Here is a 20,903-nt window from a genome sequence, read left to right as displayed (position 1 = left end):
TGTTAATAATTACCATTCATTCCGTTCTCTTAGGGAAGTAATATGAGCTATATGATGTTTGCCGTGCCAGGCATAGATGCCGATGTTTCGTTCCAGGCGGATCGTCTGACCCGATTCCGGATGGATAAACGTTCGGTGTAATTGATCATCCCCCAGCGAACGCAACACAACCACCCACCGTTCATGCAGCCCTTCCAGCAATTGCAGAGAAGGCTCCAGCGGAAGCTCCCTTGCATCCGGTATTTCGGCCCAACGCCCCTCATCATATGGCTTAATCGTGGGTGTATCCTCTGTTAGCGCCAGCTTGAAGCGAATATAACCGTTCATATGGCTGTCTGCCAAATGATGGACAACCTGCCTAACCGTCCAGCCTCCTTCGCGATAAGGCGTGTTCAACTGTTGTTCGTCCAGACCTTCGACCGCCTGACGAAGCTGAGAAGGCAGTTCAGCAATATCGTGAGTCCATGCCACAAGCTGTTCTTCTGTAATGGGTTCCGGAACGACGAATGGCCCAATCGGGTAGCGCAAATCATGATCCAAAACAGTTCCCCCCCTTCTTTCGCATCTGAGTATCCTACTACATGTAATCTTATGTTATAACTATGCAGGAAAAAAAGCAGACCTGCAAGAGCCTGCTTTTTCATATACGTAAAGATTAGATACAACTGTTGATTTATTTTATCCTTCCAGCAACAGCGATTCTGGATCTTCCAGCAATTCTTTGACCGTTACCAGGAAGCGAACCGCTTCGCTGCCATCAATAATCCGGTGATCGTAGGACAACGCGATATACATCATCGGACGATTTTCCATACGTTCCTCGTCAATGGCAATCGGGCGAAGCTGGATTTTATGCATTCCCAAAATACCCACTTGCGGTGTATTCAGGATTGGCGTAGACAGCAGGGAACCGAAAATACCTCCGTTGGTAATGGTAAAGGTTCCCCCTTGCAGATCTGCCAGAGAAAGCGAATTGGAACGTGCTTTGCCAGCCAAATCTGCAATGCTCTTCTCGATTTCGGCAAAGCCGAGACGATCAGCATCCCGTACAACGGGTACGACCAGCCCTTCCTTTGCAGATACGGCAATCCCGATATCATAGTATTTTTTCAGTACGATATCATCGCCGTTAATTTCCGCATTCACGGTAGGGAATCGCTTGAGCGCGCCAACCACTGCCTTCGTAAAGAAGGACATAAAGCCCAAGCCAACATCATGCTTCTCCTTGAACTTATCTTTGCGGCGTTTGCGAACATCAAGGATGGCGGTCATATCCACTTCATTAAAGGTCGTAAGCATAGCTGCCGTTTGCTGTGCCTCAACGAGACGTTTGGCAATGGTCGCTCTGCGGCGGGACATGCGCTGACGTTCTACCGGCTTGCTGTACTCTGTCTGAGACGGAGACGCAGCAGCAGGCTTATTCGCAGCGGGAGCGGCAGGTGCAGGTGATGCAGCACGCGAAACATCGGCGCTGTTCGCATGCGTTTTAACGTCCTCCTGGAACACGCGTCCGAGCGGGTCCTTCCCCTGTACCTGCTCCAGATCAATTCCGCGCTCACGCGCCAGCTTCCGGGCAGATGGAGATGCCGTCTGACCGTTCCCGTCACCGTGGGACGGAATAGGCTGTGCGGCCTGTTCCGCTGCTGATTTGCCACCGCCTTCTATGGAAGCAGGCGAAGTGGCTACAGGCGGTGCCTCCGGCGCTTTGGTCGCTGCTGCTTCTCCGGCACCGGATGATCCTGCGCTAACGCTCCCACTGCCGCTTCCGATCAAACCTACAGCTTCACCAATAACCACCGTTTCCCCTTCCTGACGAAGGATTTTCTGGACTACGCCCGCTTCCTCTGCGCTAATTTCCAGATTGACCTTATCGGTTTCCAGCTCCAGTAGAACATCCCCTTGTCCTACGGAATCCCCTTCCTTCACAAGCCATTTGGAGATTGTTCCTTCCGTGATGGATTCTCCCATTGCTGGCACTAAAATATCGCTCACAGCCGCTACCTCCCCAGTGTAATATTGTTTTTGGAATCCTGCTTCAACGCTGATTGAATAATTCGCTGCTGCTCTAGGCTGTGTACTTGCTGATAACCACTCGCTGGGCTGGAACGATCCGGTCTGCCCGCATAGCGGATTTCCGCTCCTTGCGGCACAACATTCCGCAGACGAGGCTCAATGTAACTCCAGGCCCCCATATTTTTCGGCTCTTCCTGTACCCATACGAATTCCTTAACATGCTGGAAGCGGCTGAAAATATTCCGAATTTCCTCTTCCGGGAAAGGGTACAACTGCTCGACACGAATAATGTGCAGACGATCCTCCGCTTCATCCTTGTTCTTCTCCAACGCTTCTTCCAGATCAATGGCAATCTTGCCACTGCACAGTACAATACGCTCTACACGATCCGGGCGCCCACCCAGTCCGGGTTGCTCCAGCACGGGACGGAATGTTCCTTCGCTGAATTCGGAAGCAGGCGAAGCGACACGGTTGTTACGAATGAGACTCTTCGGCGACATCATCACAAGCGGACGAGCTTCCTCACTCTCGCTTAATGCAGCCTGACGGCGCAGCAGATGGAAATACTGCGAGGCACTGCTCAAGTTAGCGACAGTCCAGTTATTTTGTGCAGACAGTTGGAGGAATCGTTCCAGACGTGCGCTTGTATGCTCCGGTCCTTGTCCTTCACTACCATGTGGCAACAGCATCACCAGACTGGATTTCTGTCTCCATTTGGCGCGGCCAGCGGAAATGAACTGATCAAAAATAACCTGCGCACAGTTGGCAAAATCACCGAATTGTGCTTCCCAAATCACTAACGTTTCAGGAGAGTACACGTTATAGCCATACTCAAAGCCAAGGACAGACGCCTCAGACAACGGGCTGTTATGAATACTGAACGAAGCACGTGCTTCTGGCAATGTGTGCAAAGGGCAATGCGTATTGCCCGTTTCAGGCTCATGCAGCACGAGGTTACGGTGAGCAAACGTTGCCCGCTCCGCATCCTGACCTGTCATACGGATCGGTTTGCCATCTGCCAGAATCGTAGCCAGAGCCAGCGTTTCCGCCAAGCTCCAATCCACCTTTTCACCATCGTTCAGAGCCGTTTTTCTACGCTGTAGAATTCGATCCAGCTTCGGATATACCTGGAAGGCTTTTGGCCATTTCAGCAGGTTTTCATTGATCTGACGCAGCTTTTTCAACTCTACAGCCGTACGAACTACAGAATCCTGACCCCGTTTTGCCTTGGAAGGAACAATTGCAGGCTCCTCTTCCGGGTTATTCTTCACATGCTCATGCGCTTCCTTGAGTCGATTTTGTACCTTTTCGATAAGTCCAGCATTAAACGCTTCATCCACGATTCCTTGCTTAATCAGTTTTTGAGCATACAATTTGCTAACCGTTGGATGGTTTTTCACTTTACCGTATACCAGCGGTTGCGTTGTTTCCGGATCATCAGATTCATTATGACCATAACGGCGATAGCCAATCAGATCAATCAGGAAATCCTTCTTGAAACGGTTGCGGTATTCGCCTGCCATTCGAGCTGCTGCAATACACGCTTCAGGGTTATCCGCGTTCACGTGTACGATCGGAATTTCGTAGCCTTTGGCCAGATCGCTTGCATAGCGAGTCGAACGTGAATCAATGCTTTCTGTTGTAAAGCCCAGACGATTGTTAACAATAATATGAACTGAGCCGCCATTACGGAAGCCGCGCAAATTCGTGAAATTGAGTGATTCGGCCACGATGCCTTCACCCGGAAAAGCCGCATCGCCATGCATGATAATCGTTGCCGCCTTGCTGACATCCAGCTTCGGATAGCCTGCTTCACTGCGATCTTCCTGCGCTGCGCGAGAAAAGCCCTGCACGACCGGGTTCACATACTCCAGATGACTCGGGTTATTCGCTAATGTCAGACGGGCCTGTACCGCTTCCCCATCCTTTACAAAACGATTGGCACCCAGATGGTATTTTACATCTCCGGTCCAGCCATAATTAATCCCTGTCGAGCCTTCCGACGGAATTAGATCCTTATTCGGGGAATGATGAAATTCAGAGAAAATCTTGCTGTAAGGCTTGCCCAGCACGTGGGCCAGTACATTCAGACGACCACGATGCGCCATCCCCATCAACACGTGGCTCGCACCTGCATTTGTCGTAAGACGGATAATCTCGTCGAGTACCGGTACAAGGACATCATTACCTTCGATAGAAAAGCGTTTCTGTCCGACAAACGTTTTATGCAAAAATTCTTCGAACTGCTCCACTTCTACCAGTCTACCTAGCAACGCCTTGCGTTCCTGCGTAGTGAGTGGTTTGGAGGACCAGCCGGATTCAGCATAGCTGTTCAACCAACTGCGTTCCTCCTCGTTATGAATGTGACTAAATTCATAGGCAATCGGGCCTGTGTATGCCACACGCAAGCGTTGGATGGCTTCCCAGCCGTTAAGTGTTCCAGCGGGAGCATTATCCCATATTAAAGAGGCCGGAAAAGCCTTTAGGTCCTGTTCAGTTAAACCGTAAGATGCTGGATCAAGCAAGCGTGTATCCTGCTCGGCATCCAGTCCCAGCGGGTCTATTTGTGCAGCCAAATGCCCGTATTCACGGATGTTCCACACCATTTTCCCGGCTGTAACCGCTTTCTGTAATGTGTTCGAGTCAAGATGTCTCTGAGCGCTTGCCGGGGGGCCTTGCAATTTGTAGTCTATCATGGAAGCAGCCGAGTATTCGGATTGCGGCGGCTCACCCCATTGATCAAACAGCTCGCGGTAAGCCGGATCAACTGTTCCGGGGTCCGCTACATACTTTTCATACTGGTCCTGCACATAACCTAGATTAGGTCCATAATAACTCTGCCAAGGTACCTGTCTGCTGCTCTCTTCCATTGTCATCTCGTTCCCTCCGTCAAATTTTGAAATTCATAGCTGGACGGAAATCATTTTCATTTCAGTTTTTGCAAAATTCTCATTTTAAGTTGTTCACAATATGCTCACATTATATGAAATCCTTCATCAAAAGTCGAATTTCACAGTTCCTATCCTTCCTCCATTGTATAAACTTTTCTGTCTATGAGCATTTCCTTTTTCTCAACATACCAATGCGTAAATTAGATGAATCGGGTTATTTCGTATGAAAACAAGCGCCAGAGACGGGTTTGTCCCCCAGCCTTGGCGCTTTTATGGTACAAATCATAGTATCAGGAACCAAATTGGGCAGTATGCAGACGACTGTACACTCCACCCGCTGCAATCAGTTCTTCATGTCTTCCCTGCTCGGTAATGCCTTTTTCCGTCACCACGATAATACGGTCGGCATTTTTGATCGTCGCCAGTCGGTGGGCAATGACCAGTGTCGTCCGTCCGGCAGACAATTCTGCCAGCGATTGCTGAATCGCAGCCTCTGTCTCCGTATCCAGCGCTGAGGTCGCTTCATCCAAAATGAGAATCGGCGGATTTTTCAAGAACATCCGTGCAATCGCCAACCGTTGCTTTTGACCTCCAGACAGCTTCACACCCCGTTCACCGATCACCGTATCCATTCCTTCCGGCTGAGAACGGATAAAATCATGCAACTGCGCACGCCGCGCAGCCTCCCATATTTCATCTTCCCCGGCATCCAGCTTGCCATACCCGATATTTTCGCGAATAGTGCCAGAGAACAGGACCACATCCTGCTGTACAATCCCAATCTGTCGGCGTAGTGAAACCAGCGTCATACTGCGGATATCCATACCATCAATAGTAATGGCACCACCCTCCACATCGTAAAAACGGGGAAGCAAGCTGCAAATCGTCGTTTTCCCCGCCCCTGATGGACCTACAAAAGCAACCGTTTCGCCAGCCTGAATGCTGAGATCTATTCCTCTTAGTACCTTGTCCTTGCCTTCATATCCAAAGGAAACATCGCTATAGCTAATATCTCCTCTCAAATGGTCTACAGCACGCGCATCCGGTGCATCTGCCACATCCGGCACGGTATCCAGCAGATCCGTATAACGCTTGAAGCCTGCAATGCCTTTCGGATAGCTCTCGATAATAGCATTGATTTTATCAATCGGACGGAAAAATACATTAGACAGCAAAATAAATCCGATAAACTGTCCATACGAAAGTTCTCCACGAATGACAAAATATGCACCAAAAATCAGCACAAACAGCGTAACCATGCGGGTCAACATGTAGCTCATCGACAGTCCGTTGGACATGATTTTATAAGCCATCAGCTTTGCACCCCGAAAACGGTTGTTGTCTTTATCAAAACGTACCTTTTCAAACTGCTCGTTACCAAAAGCTTGTACTACACGAATCCCGCCAATCGTATTTTCCACACGGGCATTAAAATCTCCCATGCTCGTATACATCGTATCGAAGGCCTTGGTCATCTTTTGGTTAAAATAAATAGATAACCAGATCAGCACCGGAATCACCGCAAAAATCAGCAGCGCGAGCTTCCAGTGAATCGAGCTCATCAGCACAAATGCCCCAATCAGCGTCATAATCGCAATGAACAAGTCCTCTGGCCCGTGATGGGCCATTTCGCCAATCTCCATCAAATCATTCGTTATCCGTGACATCAGACTGCCTGTCTTGTTGTTATCAAAAAATCGGAAGGACATTTTTTGCATATGCTCAAACAGTCTCCGCCGCATCGCCGTTTCAATATTAACGCCCAGCATATGACCCCAATAGTTAATGATGTACTGCATCACCGTGTTTACCGCATAGATCGCCAGCAAACCCGCGCAGGCCCACAGAATCAGCCTTAAGTTATTTTGCGGCAACAAGTCGTCCACCACATAATTCACCGCGAGCGGAAATCCCAGTTCCAGCAACGCAGCAAAGACCGCGCACGAAAAATCCAAAAGAAACAAAGACCGATACGGTCGATAATATTCCAAAAAACGACGTAGCATGCTTCTCCCCATTTCTGTATGTACTCATTGGAGAATAAACTTCCAACTTAAAGCATCCTTCAATTTCATTTCTAAAAACTTCTGTATATTCCGTCACCAGCGATTTCAACGTGGCATTCACTGTATTGATGTCCATTTGTTCATCCAGTGTTCGTACAGTCGCCAGCATTTTTTTTCTTTCATTAGTATAGCAAAAGATTCTATTGGTGGTTCACTTCTAATCACAAAAAAGTTGACAACGTTTTCAGATCATGATAACTTATCCGTGAGGCTTGTTACCGGTAATGCGGGCAAAACCACAACAGAAATGATTATGTTTATTTCTGTTGTAGTTTTGCTCTTTTTTATTCCTCAAAATGGGTGGTTCAATGTGATAATTAAACAAATCTTCAACAATAATATTGTCAGTACGGTGGATGATAAAAATCAGGAGTTGCTTATCCTCGGCCGGGGTATCGGCTTTAACTTCCGTGCGGGTGACCCTATTGATGAAAATCGGATCGAGAAAATTTTCCGTCTTCAGGATGCAAATATTTATGAGAAGTTTAAAGCGACTGTCATGGAAGTTCCGATTGATATTTTACAAGTCACCGATGACATTGTTAGTCTGGCGCGCACACAGTTGAACAAAAAAATAAGTGACGGCATCTATGTCTCCCTGTCGGATCATATTCATTTTGCTATACAGCGTATGGAGCATGACATGATCGTACGCAACCCACTATCATGGGAGATTCAGCATTTTTATAAAGCTGAGTATGACGCTGCCAAAGAATCGTTGACGCTTTTGCGCGAACGTCTGGGTATTGAATTCCCTAAGGAAGAAATTTGTAATATTGCCCTTCATTTCGTGAATGCTGAAATTAATGATTCGATGAATGATGTCACTCATATGATGCAGTTGCTTCAGGAGATCATGAACATTATCAAATACCATTTTAATGTGGAATTTGATGAGGACAGTGTGAATTACTTCCGTTTTATTACACATCTCAAATATTTTTGCCAGCGCGTTATTACGCATTCAGGCCATGATGATGCAGAAGAATATTTGTATGAAGTCGTGAAGAAAAATTATGCGGACACTTTTAAATGCATTGGTAAAATCGAAAGATTTATTCAAAAGAACTACAAGTACACCATGACGCATTCTGAGCAATTGTACCTGACACTGCATTTGGAGCGTCTTATCAAAAGAAAATAGAATATTTTTCAAGGCTTGTCACTGTTAAATCAGGCAAAACCTGAATGAAAAAGGCTCACGATACGCGGGCCTGCTCATTCAGGTATTTTTTTACCTAAAAATGGGGGGATTCAAAATGGATCAACAGGAAACAGCCAAAAAAATTGTGGCCTCCGTTGGTGGAACAGACAATATTAATTCTGTATATCATTGCGTTACACGCTTGCGCTTTGATCTCAAGGATAACGGCAAGGTAAATCAGGATGAATTAAAGAAGCTGGACAAAGTTATGGGCACAAATGTCTCTGGTGATCAATTTCAGGTCATTATTGGCAATGATGTCGCCAAAGTATTCAATGCCATGGTACATCTATATCCTGCTTTAAAGAGCGACTCCAGCGAAAAGAAACCTTCTGAAAAGAAGAAACAAAATGCTATCTCCAGAATGTTTGAGTTCATTGCAGGTGTATTTGCTCCTATTTTGCCTGCCATTGCTGGTGCAGGTTTGCTCAAAGGTCTAATTGCTTTACTCGTATCTGTAGGCTGGCTTACAGCGGGTACAGATACGTATCGAATTATCTCAGCGATCGGAGATGGAGTTTTTTATTTTCTGCCGCTATTGATTGCCGTTAGTGCGGCCCGAAAATTCGGTTGCAACCCTTATGTCGCCGTTGCCGTCAGTGCAGCACTCATGTACCCGGACATGGGGACGCTATTATCAAGCGGTCAAGCTGTTTCCTTTATAGGCATTCCGGTTACTGCCGTTACCTATGCATCCTCTGTTATCCCTATACTTCTGGCCATTTGGCTGATGTCTTATATCGAAAAAGGCGTAGACCGTATCATTCCTTCTTCTTTAAAGCTATTGCTTGTCCCATTGATCACGATGCTCATTGTCGTTCCGGTTACATTGATCGTTATTGGACCGCTGGGTACTCTGATCGGTAATGGATTGTCAGGCGGTATTAATTGGCTGATTTCCGAAGGCGGCTTGTTCGCAGGTATTATTTTGGGCGGAGCTATGGCGTTGATCGTTATGACAGGCATGCACTATGCACTCGTTCCAGTCATAATCGGCAATTTGGCAAAACTGGGTTTCGACAAGTTTCTGCCGCTAACGTACATCTCCAATATGGGGCAGGCAGGAGCAACCATGGGGGTATTCTTCCGTGCCAAGGATAAGAAGCTGAAATCTATAGCATTTTCTACAAGTCTGACAGCACTTATGGGTGTCACTGAGCCTGCTATGTATGGGGTTAATATGAAATATAAACGACCTTTTATAGCGGGTATGATCGGTAGTGCCGCAGGCGGTGGCTTCTCCCTTGCCTTTGGTGCGAATGCCTATGTATTGGCGGGTAACGGGGGGATTCCGGGGCTACCTGCCCTGATTGGACCGACGTTCTGGTATGCATTTGGCGGTATGGTAATCGCATTTGTTGTGGCCACCATCGCTGCCATTTTACTTGGTATTGACGAAGAACAGAACGACGAAGATGTGCAAACCACAAGCGCTACAACATCATCTCTGGCAGACCGTGACCGCTCGACACATTCGTCCGATGAGATACAGGAAGATGTAAATATCCCCGCTTCGAATGAGACGATTTATGCTCCCATGACAGGTCGGTCGATTCCACTAAAGGAAGTGAATGATCCGACATTTGGTGACGAATTGATGGGTAAAGGCGTGGCCTTTGTTCCTGTCATTGGCGAGTTGTCCTCACCTGTAAGCGGCACCGTGGTGAATGTGTTCAAAACGAAGCACGCCATGGTTATTCGCAGCAATGATGGTGCAGAACTGCTCATCCACGTAGGCATCAATACCGTCAAACTTCGCGGGCAGTTTTTTGAGGCTCATGTTCAGGCTGGTGATGTAGTTCAAGCAGGCGATAAGCTGCTCACGTTTGATCTGGAGCATATCGCAAAAGAATATGACATCACAACAGCCATGGTTGTCACCAATACAAGCGATTATCAATTTGTTTTTCCAATCAAGCTGGGGGATATCACCATGAAGGAACCCGTACTGAAGGTAGAAATCTAAAAAACGATAAAGGAGCACACACTTATGAGTAAAGCACACGTATTTCCCGAGAACTTTCTATGGGGAGGCGCTATCGCCGCCAATCAAGCGGAGGGCGCATTTGACGCAGACGGCAAAGGCTTGTCTACCGCAGATATGGTTCCTTATTATAAGAAAAAAGATTATGCCAATCTTAGTGCCCTCATGCACGTATCCAGTGAAACGATCGCGGAGGCCATGAAAGCAAAAACAGCTGAGGGTTATCCGAAGCGTTATGGAATTGATTTTTATCATCATTTTAGAGAAGATATTGCGTTATTTGCTGAGATGGGCTTCAAAACATTCCGTCTCTCGATTAACTGGAGTCGCATTTTCCCTAATGGAGACGATCAGGAGCCAAATGAGGCTGGCCTACAATTTTATGACAATGTTTTTGACGAGCTACGTAAATACGATATTGAACCTCTGGTTACGCTATCCCATTATGAAATGCCAATGACGCTAGTGTTGAATTATGGAGGCTGGACAAACAGAAAAGTCATTTCGTTCTTTATAAAGTATGCCGAGACCGTTATGAACCGATATCAGGATAAAGTAAAATACTGGCTGACATTTAATGAAATCAATACGACAATTATTGAACCGTTCACAGGCGGCGGAATTGTCGGGGACAAGGAAGAAAACCTGTTACAAGCGTCCTATCAAGCATTACATCATCAGTTCGTTGCCAGCAGCCTGGTAACCAAAAGAGCGCGTGAAATCAATCCGGCCTTCCACATCGGCTGTATGCTAGCCAGAATGATCCATTATCCTGCTACAAGCAGCCCGGAAGATGTGCAGCAAGCTCAAATCGACAACCAAATGAACCTGCTTCACACTGATGTCCAGGTACGCGGTAGCTACCCGCCAATCATTAAGCGCTATTTTGAGGAGCATCAAATTCATATCGTAAAAGGAGCAGAAGACGAGCAGATTTTGAAAGAGAATACTGTGGATTTTATTTCCTTCAGCTATTATACCTCCCTCGTCTCCACTACAACGCCGGAGAAATATGGAGTTACAGGAGCTAACCTGTACAGTACGGTTAAAAACCCAAATCTGAAGCTAACGGAATGGGGATGGCAGTTGGACCCCATTGGCTTGAGAACCGTTTTAAAGGAACTTTATGATCGCTATCAATTGCCTTTGTTTGTGGTAGAAAATGGGCTGGGAGCCAAGGATACTGTCGAAGAAGACGGCTCCATTATAGATGATTACCGGATTGACTATTTCAGACAGCATATCGAACAACTAAAGGAAGCTATTCTGGATGGCGTTGAGGTGCTCGGCTACACCAGTTGGGGAGCCATTGATATCATCAGTGCATCCACTTCAGAAATGTCCAAACGCTACGGATTTATTTATGTGGATCAGGACGACGAAGGCCACGGAACCCTTAACCGCAAAAAGAAGAAAAGCTTCGACTGGTATAAAAAAGTGATTGCTACGAATGGCGAGGATTTGGGTTAATTTAGATTAGGGACTGTCCTCCATTTGTGAGTTAGGAATCAAACACCTGGCAAGTTAACTAGCCAGTCGTCGGATATCAACCGGCGGCTGGTTATTTAGTTTATGTTGCATTTTAATGTGACATTAAAGTCACTTTTCTGTACAAAATTCCTACTTTTCACTATTATTTTAATTAGGCATCTAAAAACCGCTTTGAAAGCGAAAGGGATGGAACTGTGACTGGATTAAAACAAGTACTCAGAAACAAGAATTATGTCAGGCTTTTTCTGGCAACGTTCGCCTCACAAATGGGAGGAGTTATTGGGGTTACTGCATTCATGTTTTACTTGTTGAAACGGTTTACGAATCAGCCATACTATGCAACGCTTGCCGAGTTAATGTATTCGCTCCCGATGTTAGCAGTATTTCTCGTAGTTGGAGTACTTGCAGATCGAATGGACCGACAAAAAATCGCTGTTAATTGTGACTGGATCAGCGCTTTATTATCCTTATGTTTGCTCATTTTTATTTGGGTTGATTCTATTCCTTTGATATTTGCCTTCCTCTTCATCCGTAGTGCTGCTTCCAAATTTTTCTTCCCAGCCGAAAGTGCCCTTATACAGGGAATCTTAAGCAAAGATGATTACACCATTGCAGCAGGCCTCAATCAAATGATAGGGAGTCTTTTCATGTTATTTGGAGCAACTCTGGGGGCCGTCGTTTACTGGCATTTTGGAATTACTGGAGCCATCCTAATTGATGCTGTTTCTTTTATTGTTTCTGCATTGCTTATTCGTTCCTGCAAAATTCAAAAGGAAGTACGCCTTCCGAACGGGGCACATCAATTTAAACAATTAAAATTCAAACTGGTCATGCATGACTTTAAACAAGGGTTTCTTTACATATTACGCAACAGACTATTGATTTGGTTGGTTTCAGGCTTTTTTATGTTCGGTATTTTAAATGGGGGATTTAGCGTTTTACCGATGTTTATTCTTAAATATAAGCTAGCTCCAGACAACTATGAGCAGTATACGGTATGGACAAGTATTATTTTTGGATCAGGTGTGTTGCTTGGCACCTTAATTGCTTCTCTTATCTCCGCCAAGCTAAAGCTACACCAGATGATTGCAGCGGGAGTTCTGGTCGCCGGAATTGGTATATGCATACTTGGATTTGTTAATCACCTCTATGTTTTTTTGATTATCGACTTCGCCATTGCACTGGTACTTCCGTTCATTAATATTGGCATAGGAGGATGGCTGCCTTGTATTGTAGATCCCCAAATGATGGGACGTGTGCAAGGTTTAATTAATCCGTTAATGATGCTGTCCCAATCCCTTACATTGGGTTTCATTGCTATAAGCTTTCCATCATTTATTTCAATTGAAGTCTTGTTTTTATTAGTTGGGGTCTGTACCGTTATTGTAGGAATATACTACACTGTTGTGCTCCCCCGTTATGCTGATTACGGCACTTCTTCTAAAGCCCTTCAGGAATCTTTATAGGCAAATTAAAAGAAGTCATACGTTGAATTGCCACTTCTGTCTCAGTATCTAGTGCAGAGGTGGCTTCATTATGGTAGATACAAAAGTTAAGAGGTCAAAAACGGAGATCATAGGAGCTAACCATGCAAAGCAAAAAAGTGCTTATACCAGTTACATTACTTCTTTTAATACAGTTAAGCGTTCCTGTCAGTTGTACCTTTGCACAGGATAACCTTGTCATAGATCATGAAACGAAAGAGAGAATCAAAGAACAATATAGCCTGGATGAACCGGAATTTCCTTCATCAGAGCAGCAGCAAAACATATTATTGGGAGGTGATTTTGGCTTTGCTCCCTCTGTTGGTACTGTTGTGGTGGAATTGACCATATTGATTCGGAATCCGCTCATTTTCATCAGTCAACAACTGGCACATTCATTGAAATCATAAGCTGTCTGCCAGTTGCAAACCTCCGCTCTCTCTATCCAGGAAAGACGCGTGTGATATGATTGCCTCACCTTCTTCACATGGCGCAGACACAGTATGCCGTTTTCGAGATAAAAAGAAATATTGATTGTCATAAAGAACCCCTTCGCATATCATACATAATTGTAAAACGTTTTGGTACGATAAGCATATTACTACGACGTTCACAAATAACATTTCAATAAACCAAATGCACATTAAAGTGTTGTTTTTGTTGTTTTCAGGATATATATAACAGTGTTATTGTCAACACTTTGACGCTCCTTTTTAACACTATAGAGGAAAGAATGATACAAATTAGTAAAATGAATCTCTCTTGTTATGAGAAACTGTTTCAATTAGGTTTTCTAAAAGCTGCCCTCCAACGCAAACGCCCGAATTGACTTTCCAACCTTGAATACACTTTGTAGAACCCTTGGTGCACTCCCTGGTGAACTGATCGAATACTTGCCGGAAAACGACGAAGAGAGCCGTTAACATGCTTAGCGGCTCTCAGTTCTTTATATAAGAGTGTCGGCGTTGATATGTTTTGATGCGATTATGTCCTCCTTCCACAGTGGCATTGGTCCAGCTACAGCGATGGTGTTTACGATTTCCTCTTCCCAGTTGTGCATCGTTTTCAAGACATATTTCTACTATGGAATAATCCTCCAACCATCAGAAACGAATACACCGGTGCTACAAATCATGATAATATATGAATCCATACAGGAAACACCTCTGGAAAAGAGAAATACAGGTATGCTACATCTCAAATTCAGGGTCATTGGACTGTTTTTATGTCTTTGTGTTTTGATATATGATTTTCGCCTCATCCAGAATGACTCGAACGATTAGGAACAATTGTTGGCCTTCAATCCTTTCCTGTTTCAGGTAATCTGCGTAAATTGCTCTATTAGGATTTTAGCCGTTTCGCGGGCATGAACGGCAGACTGAGGATCGGTTCGCAGCATGTTGGCGGTTATGGCTCCTTCTACTAGCAAATACAAAGCGTTTGCCAAGGCTTCTGGCTGTTGAGAACCGCATTGGGCCACTAGCGTTGCGATATAATCCCTCAGATAAATCTTATATTGGTGGGCAGCCGCATAATATGGATGGGTGTGGTCCAAGAACTCCGAAGCCGTCTTGATAAAGGCGCACCCGGTGAAGTCCGGCGCTGCAAACCATTCTCCTAACACATCGTATATTGCCAGCAAACGTTTTTGCGGCTTCCCGTTTCGGCTTTCTACGGATGCCTCGAACCATTCCCTCCACTGTTTGTCCTGTCTCTTCAAAAAGGCCAAAACAAGTTCATCCTTGGATGGAAAGTGATTATACAATGTCATCTTGGCAACTTGAGACTCTGCCACGACTTGATCAATACCCGTCGCACGAATGCCCTGTTTGTTGAAAAGGTCGGAGGCGACTCGGAGTATTTGTTCTTTTTTGCTTTTATTTGCCATCAGATTATCTCCATTTCAAAGCTTAATTCGATCAATTATAAATATGTACAGACCTGTATGTTTATAATATATTGTCTCAAACTGATTTGCAAATCATAAAACACTTGAATGTATACAGACTTGTCTGTATAATTTAGTTAGCAATACGGAATGACGTGTTGCAACTATAATTCAAAATTGAGGTGGTAGTAATGAACGTTAAACACAAGTATACTTTGGTAAACGGTCTGAACATTTTTTATAGAGAGGCTGGCAGCAGAGACAATCCGACTATTCTGTTACTGCACGGATTCCCTTCTTCCTCGCATATGTATCGCAATCTAATCGTTCGGCTCGCGGATCGTTACCATGTTATCGCTCCCGACTATCCGGGATTTGGCAACAGTGACCAACCGTCAATGACCGATTTCAACTACACCTTCAATGGTATTACCGATCTGATTAACACCTTTGTCGTTCAATTGAATTTGGTGAAATACAGCATTTACGTACACGATTACGGTGCTCCGGTCGGCTACCGCCTTGCTGTCATGCATCCGGAACGAATTCAAGCCATTATCTCACAGAATGGTAACGCCTATGAGGTGGGACTTGAAGCTGCTTGGGCACCAATTCAAGCTTTTTGGAAAAATCCCGATGACGTTACGATCCGTCAGGGTGTGATCGACCTATTATCAATCGAAGTCACGAAGCATCAATATGTGAGCGGAACACGTGACCCCGAAGCAATCAGTCCCGATAATTGGAAGAATGATCAGATTCATCTGGACCGGGAGGGTAACCATGAGATTCAGCTAGCTCTTTACTACGATTATCAGAACAACCTTAAGCAGTACCCGACTTGGCACGAATACTTTCGGAAGCATCAACCGCCTGTTCTTGTCGCTTGGGGACGAAACGATATCTTCTTCGGGGTCAAAGGGGCTCTTGCCTATACAAATGATATTCAGGACGTGGAAGTGCATTTGTTGAATACTGGGCATTTCCCGCTTGAAGAGGATCTGGAAGTCAGCGTAAATTTAATTCTAAACTTTCTTGATACTCGATTAGCAGCTCAACGAAATCTTTAATTATACAGACCTATCTGTTCATTAAAAAGGGATTTCGCATCTTGAAATGGAATTTGTTATTGGAAAAATAACAGAACTCTAATGTCGAGGGAGAAATTCCTTTTTATTTTCGGCTCTACACCAAAGTTAGTGGTTGAAACTCTAAATTGGAGAAAAAGAGTATAAAAATGGAATAACATATGAAAATCCTGTACTGTTGTAATTCCTGCCAAACAACAAGAAAAGGATATGATAGATGCCATTCCAGTATATTTAATCCAGCGATCTATAGCCGACACGGTGAGGCCATATTCCTCCACCAAATCTGCTCTGGGCTTCCCATTCTCGTATAATTTCACCATTTGCTTCTTGAACTCTGCTGTAAATGTACGTCATTGTTTCGGCACTGTAGAGATCCGCTCCTTAGGATGATAGGTTTATTCTACAAGCCCTCATTTTTATTGTTCAACTAAGTGTAGCCAATTCAAGGCTCCAATTCGAGATAGAAAGTGACCACATACAATTATCTCACATGTGGTCTTTACAGAGCTTTTTACCTATAGAAATTCTAATTATTCGCAAAAAACTATCACGAAAAAATCAATTGAAAAGATGGAGAGAATCTAACAAAAAGGTGCGATTATTCTTATTTTTCTCATCAGCTATCTTATCTTTTATCAATTGTTTACATATTTCCTTTTGAGTATTAGAGAGGTTATTAGCCACACCACTTATCAATTTAAAAGAATGTCTGCTGACTTCAAAGTTATCATCAAGTAAATCTGTTATTGTAACAACATGAGGAACGATATCAAAAGATTCTAAAGCATACAATAACGTTCCTCTACTCCCTTCTGTTTTTGGGTCTTTCAGTACATTGATAAGTGGTAAAATAGCTTCTTGACTTCTTATATCAGCTAATGCAATAGAGATTGCATTTCTTAATATTGGATTACCAGTTGATCCAAGATGCTTAATCAGTATAGATGTAAATTCATTATCTCTCTTTTCGCCCACTTCTTCTATCATCTTCACTGCTTTCACTAAATCCCCATTATTTATAACATTTTCTAAAAGTAATTTATTCATTTCGTCTCCACCTTATTTGACATTTGGCTTACCATTCGACGTCCAGTATTCATATATTGCTTTAGCCTCTGCACTATCTTCGATATCATTACCACCATATTCTTTCTTGCCCGATCTGTGCCACCATTTTTGAAATCCTTTATCATTATAGCCATACCAATTATCACGAGTTGACTTTGCTCCTCCTATCCTATTGATATTGATTCAGTAAGGCTCTAAAGGAATCTCTGATTTCAATAATATCTCCGTACCCTTTAGTGACAACCCGTTTCAAATTGTCATACATAAAGGAATCCTCTATGTAAGCTTCATTTCAAAATAGAAAGAGAAACATGTAAATATTTCATGTGGCCTGTACAGCAAGTGTCGCGCTTCATATTACAATCAGTCTTATTAATTCAGGCTTCTTGACCTAAAATACTTCTGATCTTCCACCAAGCTTCAGAATTTTCGCCTTCGTTTGTAGCAATTTCAAGATAAGTGTTTAGTTCAATCTCACTTACTTTATGTCCACTTAGATCATTATAAATCAACGGATTATCTTTCACATACTTGTAAAACGATTCCCTCTGGCACCATATGAGTAAGCATCCTGATATTGTGATCTATACTTGGTAATAAAAGAAAGCGTAACGTTTTACTATCGACATTGGGTATCCCACCAAACAAAAAGAAACCTTAAGAGGACATCTCTTAAGGTTCTGGAACTAAATTAATATTTTTTTTAAGATACTCTCTAAATTAACTTCATCTGGGCCTATCTCCACTAGACAACTATCATCATCCGATGCAGGTTCAAAACCGATTCTTATTTTCGGAATATTGTATTTATCTTTTAAATCCACAAAAAATTCCACTATTTTCTTGGCTTTCAACTTCACTTCAGAATCCTCACCTGTAAATAACTCAATTTCTGGAAAATTAAATACAATATCCCCAGTATCTTTTTCAAAAGAAAATATTATCATCACATCTTTTAGATTACAACCTATTTCCACTTGGTTCAGAAAAGCATTTCCTGTTCCAATAGGTGAAAATACCTCCCGGAAACTTTTGATTTGATGAAATTCAATATCTTCTTCACTGTTGTTATCAAAGAAATGTGAGGACTTTACTTCTGACGAGTTGATCTTAAGTTCTTCAAAAACTAGTTTGTCTAACTCATCTTTTCGAAAGTCTTCCAGTATAATTTCAAGATTTTCCAATCTACCTACTCCTTTTTATTGGTCAATAAACCCCTTAAATGTCCCATCTTGATTGAGTCTTACTCCTCGACCATCAGGCAGTTTCTTTTCTAGAAATGTAATCCCCCTGTCATTTGTAACTTTAACGAAATCTCCTGGAGCATCAATAATTCCCTCCAAATGTTTTTTTGCAGACTGGTTTATTTGGTCTGGTCCACCCTTAACTTTGCCCCAGATATCAGGATTTCTTCCTGCATGTTTTTGTAGAGCATGTCCCACAACAGTCTCTCCACCCTTCTTAAGTGCTGTTGCTGATTTAATAATAGTATCACGGCTAAAAGCATTTCCCGCCCCCCTATTATTACTAGGACCAAACATCGTGCCCACAGTACCAACAAGACCCGAAGATTCATAAACATATCCCGTGATATAAGCACTATAAGCCTCTAGTAGGTAGCTCTTAGCCCAGTCCGCCTTCTTTTACTATTTCCATAAGGGCTTGTTTGGGTTGCTAATCCAAATAAAAATTTGAATTCATTGTTATTGTCATTATACACAGGAGCAAAAATACTACCTATTTCTTCTCTCCACAGCCAATAATCGGCCTGCTTTTTAGAATGTACGTCCTTCATAGCTAGTTCTAATTCATATTTAAACTCTTCCAATGGTCCAGTTGAAATATAATGCCCGCTAGGATCAATATAAATCAACGGATTGTTTTGGACATACGTATACAAGTTCAAACTCGAAGGATTTTCGTTCTCTCCCTCATACGTATCCTCATTAATAAACCTTCCACTATCAGGATCATACCATCTGGCACGAAGGTATTGTAATTCCGTTGTATCATCCCACAGTTCGCCAGAGTAACGGAATGGATTGTGGACTTTTTCTTCCTTGACCTCTTCATTACCCCAGATATCATATTGATATTGATTCAGCAAGGCTCCGGAGGAATCCCTGATTTCAATAATATCTCCGTGACCATTGTAGACGGGATAGGCTTCTGTTTGATCCGCATATGCAATGGCCTCTAATTTTAGTCCCCGGATATAATTGGCTTTTAAAACAGGCTTTCCATTTTCAATCATAGCTTCTGCTATAATTTGGGCGCTGTTTCCATCATAGTAGTATCGGGTTTGGACACCATCCTGTATGCGGTCTGTCAGTAGACCATCCCCGTTGTATCGGTACTCCACAATCTTCCCGCCGATCTTGACTTGAGTCAATCGGTTCTGATCGTCGAAGCTATTCTCCCTTGGCTTCGTATGAGGGGCTCTCTCTGTTTCCATCGTAAGACGGTTACCTCTGGCATCATACGAATAGGCATCCTGATTTTCGCTCGAAGTCATAATCCGATTCAACTTGTCATACGTAAAGGAATCCTCCGTACCATTTTGAGTACGTTTGGTGATATTCTTACCAGGATCGTAGCTATATTGAAAGCTATTGGTTTCCGCATCGGATCGTGTATGCTTTAATTCAACTAACTGAATCCCGTTATATTGGTTTTGCTGGCGATATCCATTTGCAGATACCGTTGAATCCAGCAATCCATTTTTGGTATAGGAATATTCCGTAACGGGCTTATCTTTTGTATTACCTACAGTCTTCAATCTGTTCAAAGGGTCATACGTATAATCTACTTGCTCGCAAAATGATCCTGTCATTTCGGTTCGATTTCCATTTGAATCATACTGATCTATATTAAAAAGCGGCGATTGTTTCCAATCACCGCCTGACGTACCTTCCGTTATTTCAATTTAAGGAAAAACTCACAGTAACACTGCCTGAAACCAAAATCGTTAATAATTCCATAAAATATTGTTGGGATGAGGAAACAGAGTTCATCCCTTCTGGAACTGTTTCCTCCTGATTTTTTTTCAAAAAGTAGTGTGGGCTTCTCCAATTAATTGTGAAAGGCGCTATTGCTCCAAAACCTCCACACAGGCAGTCTTTTAAACTAGATAAATTAAATCCATAGTAGCCTCCAGGTTCGTTGATCGCTTCACCTAATGCTATAAAAAAGGATAGGAAATCTGATACATATTCTCCATCTATAGTATAAATTTCTCCTTGCTTGTCTTGCTTTGATGATTTATTATACATGGAATGTATTCTAACTACGTTTAACCATCCTAAGCGCTCTTCTTCGGAGAACTCTTTCCATTTATTTCTTACAAGCTTATGTTTCCTCCTTAACAAGTCCCATAATCTTAATTCGACAGGTGATAGCTTTGTATCAAGTACCCCCAAAAGTTCAAGATTCACTTCTCTTTTAATGTCATTAAGTTTTTGAATTTCAAATGGTTCCGGCAGATAACAATGATAACTTCCAATCACCTCCTCTTCGTCATTTAAAACAGCAATCTGCAAATTGTATAAGGATTGTTTTGTGGCAGTCATATTTTTTATGAATTCTTCATTAAATATAAATTTCTCAAAAGTTATTTTTTCATACGTTTCAACAGTTGCCTCACTCGTTAAACAAATTACATTCTTACAAAAACCAAGCATGTGCCCACTTTCATCATCAATGATTGCAAATCTATACTTCATA

17 protein-coding genes and 1 pseudogene are annotated in these 20,903 nt (G+C 43.2%); 7 read left to right on the top strand and 11 right to left on the bottom strand.

Annotation, left to right across the window (positions count from 1 at the left end; genetic code table 11):
- Positions 1 to 9 precede the first annotated feature (9 nt).
- From HPL003_RS15090 to HPL003_RS15075, 4 genes are all read right to left on the bottom strand, one after another.
- Positions 10 to 540, bottom strand: a complete 531-nt coding sequence (locus HPL003_RS15090; protein WP_014280547.1) for a YfiT family bacillithiol transferase — start codon at positions 538 to 540, stop codon at positions 10 to 12.
- A gap of 138 nt (positions 541 to 678) precedes the next feature.
- Complete coding sequence (gene odhB / locus HPL003_RS15085) at positions 679 to 1,992, bottom strand: 2-oxoglutarate dehydrogenase complex dihydrolipoyllysine-residue succinyltransferase (RefSeq protein ID WP_014280546.1); 1,314 nt, start codon at positions 1,990 to 1,992, stop codon at positions 679 to 681.
- Between the two features lie 5 nt (positions 1,993 to 1,997).
- Positions 1,998 to 4,889: a 2-oxoglutarate dehydrogenase E1 component gene (locus HPL003_RS15080; protein ID WP_014280545.1), complete on the bottom strand. Its 2,892-nt coding sequence runs from the start codon at positions 4,887 to 4,889 to the stop codon at positions 1,998 to 2,000.
- A 305-nt stretch (positions 4,890 to 5,194) separates the two neighbouring features.
- Positions 5,195 to 6,910: an ABC transporter ATP-binding protein gene (locus HPL003_RS15075; protein WP_014280544.1), complete on the bottom strand. Its 1,716-nt coding sequence runs from the start codon at positions 6,908 to 6,910 to the stop codon at positions 5,195 to 5,197.
- Between the two features lie 370 nt (positions 6,911 to 7,280).
- Between HPL003_RS15075 and licT the strand changes: the two genes are divergently transcribed.
- The 6 genes from licT (at position 7,281) to HPL003_RS27595 (ending at position 14,056) form a co-directional block, all read left to right on the top strand.
- A complete protein-coding gene (gene licT / locus HPL003_RS15070) occupies positions 7,281 to 8,114 on the top strand; it encodes a BglG family transcription antiterminator LicT (protein WP_043922737.1) in 834 nt (277 codons plus the stop codon).
- A gap of 115 nt (positions 8,115 to 8,229) precedes the next feature.
- Positions 8,230 to 10,140 carry a beta-glucoside-specific PTS transporter subunit IIABC gene (locus HPL003_RS15065; protein WP_014280542.1) on the top strand — a complete coding sequence of 637 codons (1,911 nt, stop codon included), beginning with the start codon at positions 8,230 to 8,232 and terminating at the stop codon, positions 10,138 to 10,140.
- A gap of 24 nt (positions 10,141 to 10,164) precedes the next feature.
- Positions 10,165 to 11,628, top strand: coding sequence for a glycoside hydrolase family 1 protein (locus HPL003_RS15060; RefSeq protein WP_014280541.1), 1,464 nt, complete (start codon positions 10,165 to 10,167; stop codon positions 11,626 to 11,628).
- Positions 11,629 to 11,843: 215 nt separating this feature from the next.
- Entirely contained in the window at positions 11,844 to 13,115 is a 1,272-nt protein-coding gene (locus HPL003_RS15055; protein ID WP_014280540.1) for an MFS transporter, read from the top strand.
- 122 nt (positions 13,116 to 13,237) lie between these two features.
- Positions 13,238 to 13,543 carry a hypothetical protein gene (locus HPL003_RS15050; RefSeq protein WP_014280539.1) on the top strand — a complete coding sequence of 102 codons (306 nt, stop codon included), beginning with the start codon at positions 13,238 to 13,240 and terminating at the stop codon, positions 13,541 to 13,543.
- Between the two features lie 390 nt (positions 13,544 to 13,933).
- Positions 13,934 to 14,056, top strand: coding sequence for a helix-turn-helix domain-containing protein (locus HPL003_RS27595; RefSeq protein WP_337998901.1), 123 nt, complete (start codon positions 13,934 to 13,936; stop codon positions 14,054 to 14,056).
- Between the two features lie 15 nt (positions 14,057 to 14,071).
- Here HPL003_RS27595 and HPL003_RS30550 read toward each other — a convergent pair.
- Both HPL003_RS30550 and HPL003_RS15045 read right to left on the bottom strand, forming a co-directional pair.
- Positions 14,072 to 14,202 (bottom strand): annotated as a pseudogene (locus tag HPL003_RS30550) (transposase); the annotation flags it as partial.
- A 246-nt stretch (positions 14,203 to 14,448) separates the two neighbouring features.
- Positions 14,449 to 15,021: a TetR/AcrR family transcriptional regulator gene (locus HPL003_RS15045; RefSeq protein ID WP_014280538.1), complete on the bottom strand. Its 573-nt coding sequence runs from the start codon at positions 15,019 to 15,021 to the stop codon at positions 14,449 to 14,451.
- A 191-nt stretch (positions 15,022 to 15,212) separates the two neighbouring features.
- On the opposite strand from HPL003_RS15045, the gene HPL003_RS15040 reads away from it, so the two are divergent.
- Positions 15,213 to 16,091, top strand: coding sequence for an alpha/beta fold hydrolase (locus HPL003_RS15040; RefSeq protein ID WP_014280537.1), 879 nt, complete (start codon positions 15,213 to 15,215; stop codon positions 16,089 to 16,091).
- A 579-nt stretch (positions 16,092 to 16,670) separates the two neighbouring features.
- On the opposite strand, the gene HPL003_RS15035 is transcribed toward HPL003_RS15040, so the two are convergent.
- The 5 genes from HPL003_RS15035 to HPL003_RS15015 form a co-directional block, all read right to left on the bottom strand.
- Complete coding sequence (locus tag HPL003_RS15035; protein ID WP_014280535.1) at positions 16,671 to 17,159, bottom strand: HEAT repeat domain-containing protein; 489 nt, start codon at positions 17,157 to 17,159, stop codon at positions 16,671 to 16,673.
- Between the two features lie 707 nt (positions 17,160 to 17,866).
- Positions 17,867 to 18,364 carry a hypothetical protein gene (locus tag HPL003_RS15030; RefSeq protein ID WP_014280533.1) on the bottom strand — a complete coding sequence of 166 codons (498 nt, stop codon included), beginning with the start codon at positions 18,362 to 18,364 and terminating at the stop codon, positions 17,867 to 17,869.
- A gap of 15 nt (positions 18,365 to 18,379) precedes the next feature.
- Positions 18,380 to 18,622: a hypothetical protein gene (locus HPL003_RS15025; RefSeq protein WP_158308738.1), complete on the bottom strand. Its 243-nt coding sequence runs from the start codon at positions 18,620 to 18,622 to the stop codon at positions 18,380 to 18,382.
- A 167-nt stretch (positions 18,623 to 18,789) separates the two neighbouring features.
- Positions 18,790 to 20,013, bottom strand: a complete 1,224-nt coding sequence (locus tag HPL003_RS15020; protein ID WP_014280531.1) for an RHS repeat domain-containing protein — start codon at positions 20,011 to 20,013, stop codon at positions 18,790 to 18,792.
- Positions 20,014 to 20,101: 88 nt separating this feature from the next.
- Positions 20,102 to 20,902: a barstar family protein gene (locus HPL003_RS15015; RefSeq protein WP_014280530.1), complete on the bottom strand. Its 801-nt coding sequence runs from the start codon at positions 20,900 to 20,902 to the stop codon at positions 20,102 to 20,104.
- Position 20,903: the final 1 nt, after the last annotated feature.

The organism is Paenibacillus terrae HPL-003 (assembly GCF_000235585.1).
In the GTDB taxonomy this organism is placed as follows: domain Bacteria; phylum Bacillota; class Bacilli; order Paenibacillales; family Paenibacillaceae; genus Paenibacillus; species Paenibacillus terrae_B.
The sequence above is the reverse complement of the archived record's forward strand: the minus strand, read 5'-3'. Positions and strand labels throughout refer to the sequence as shown.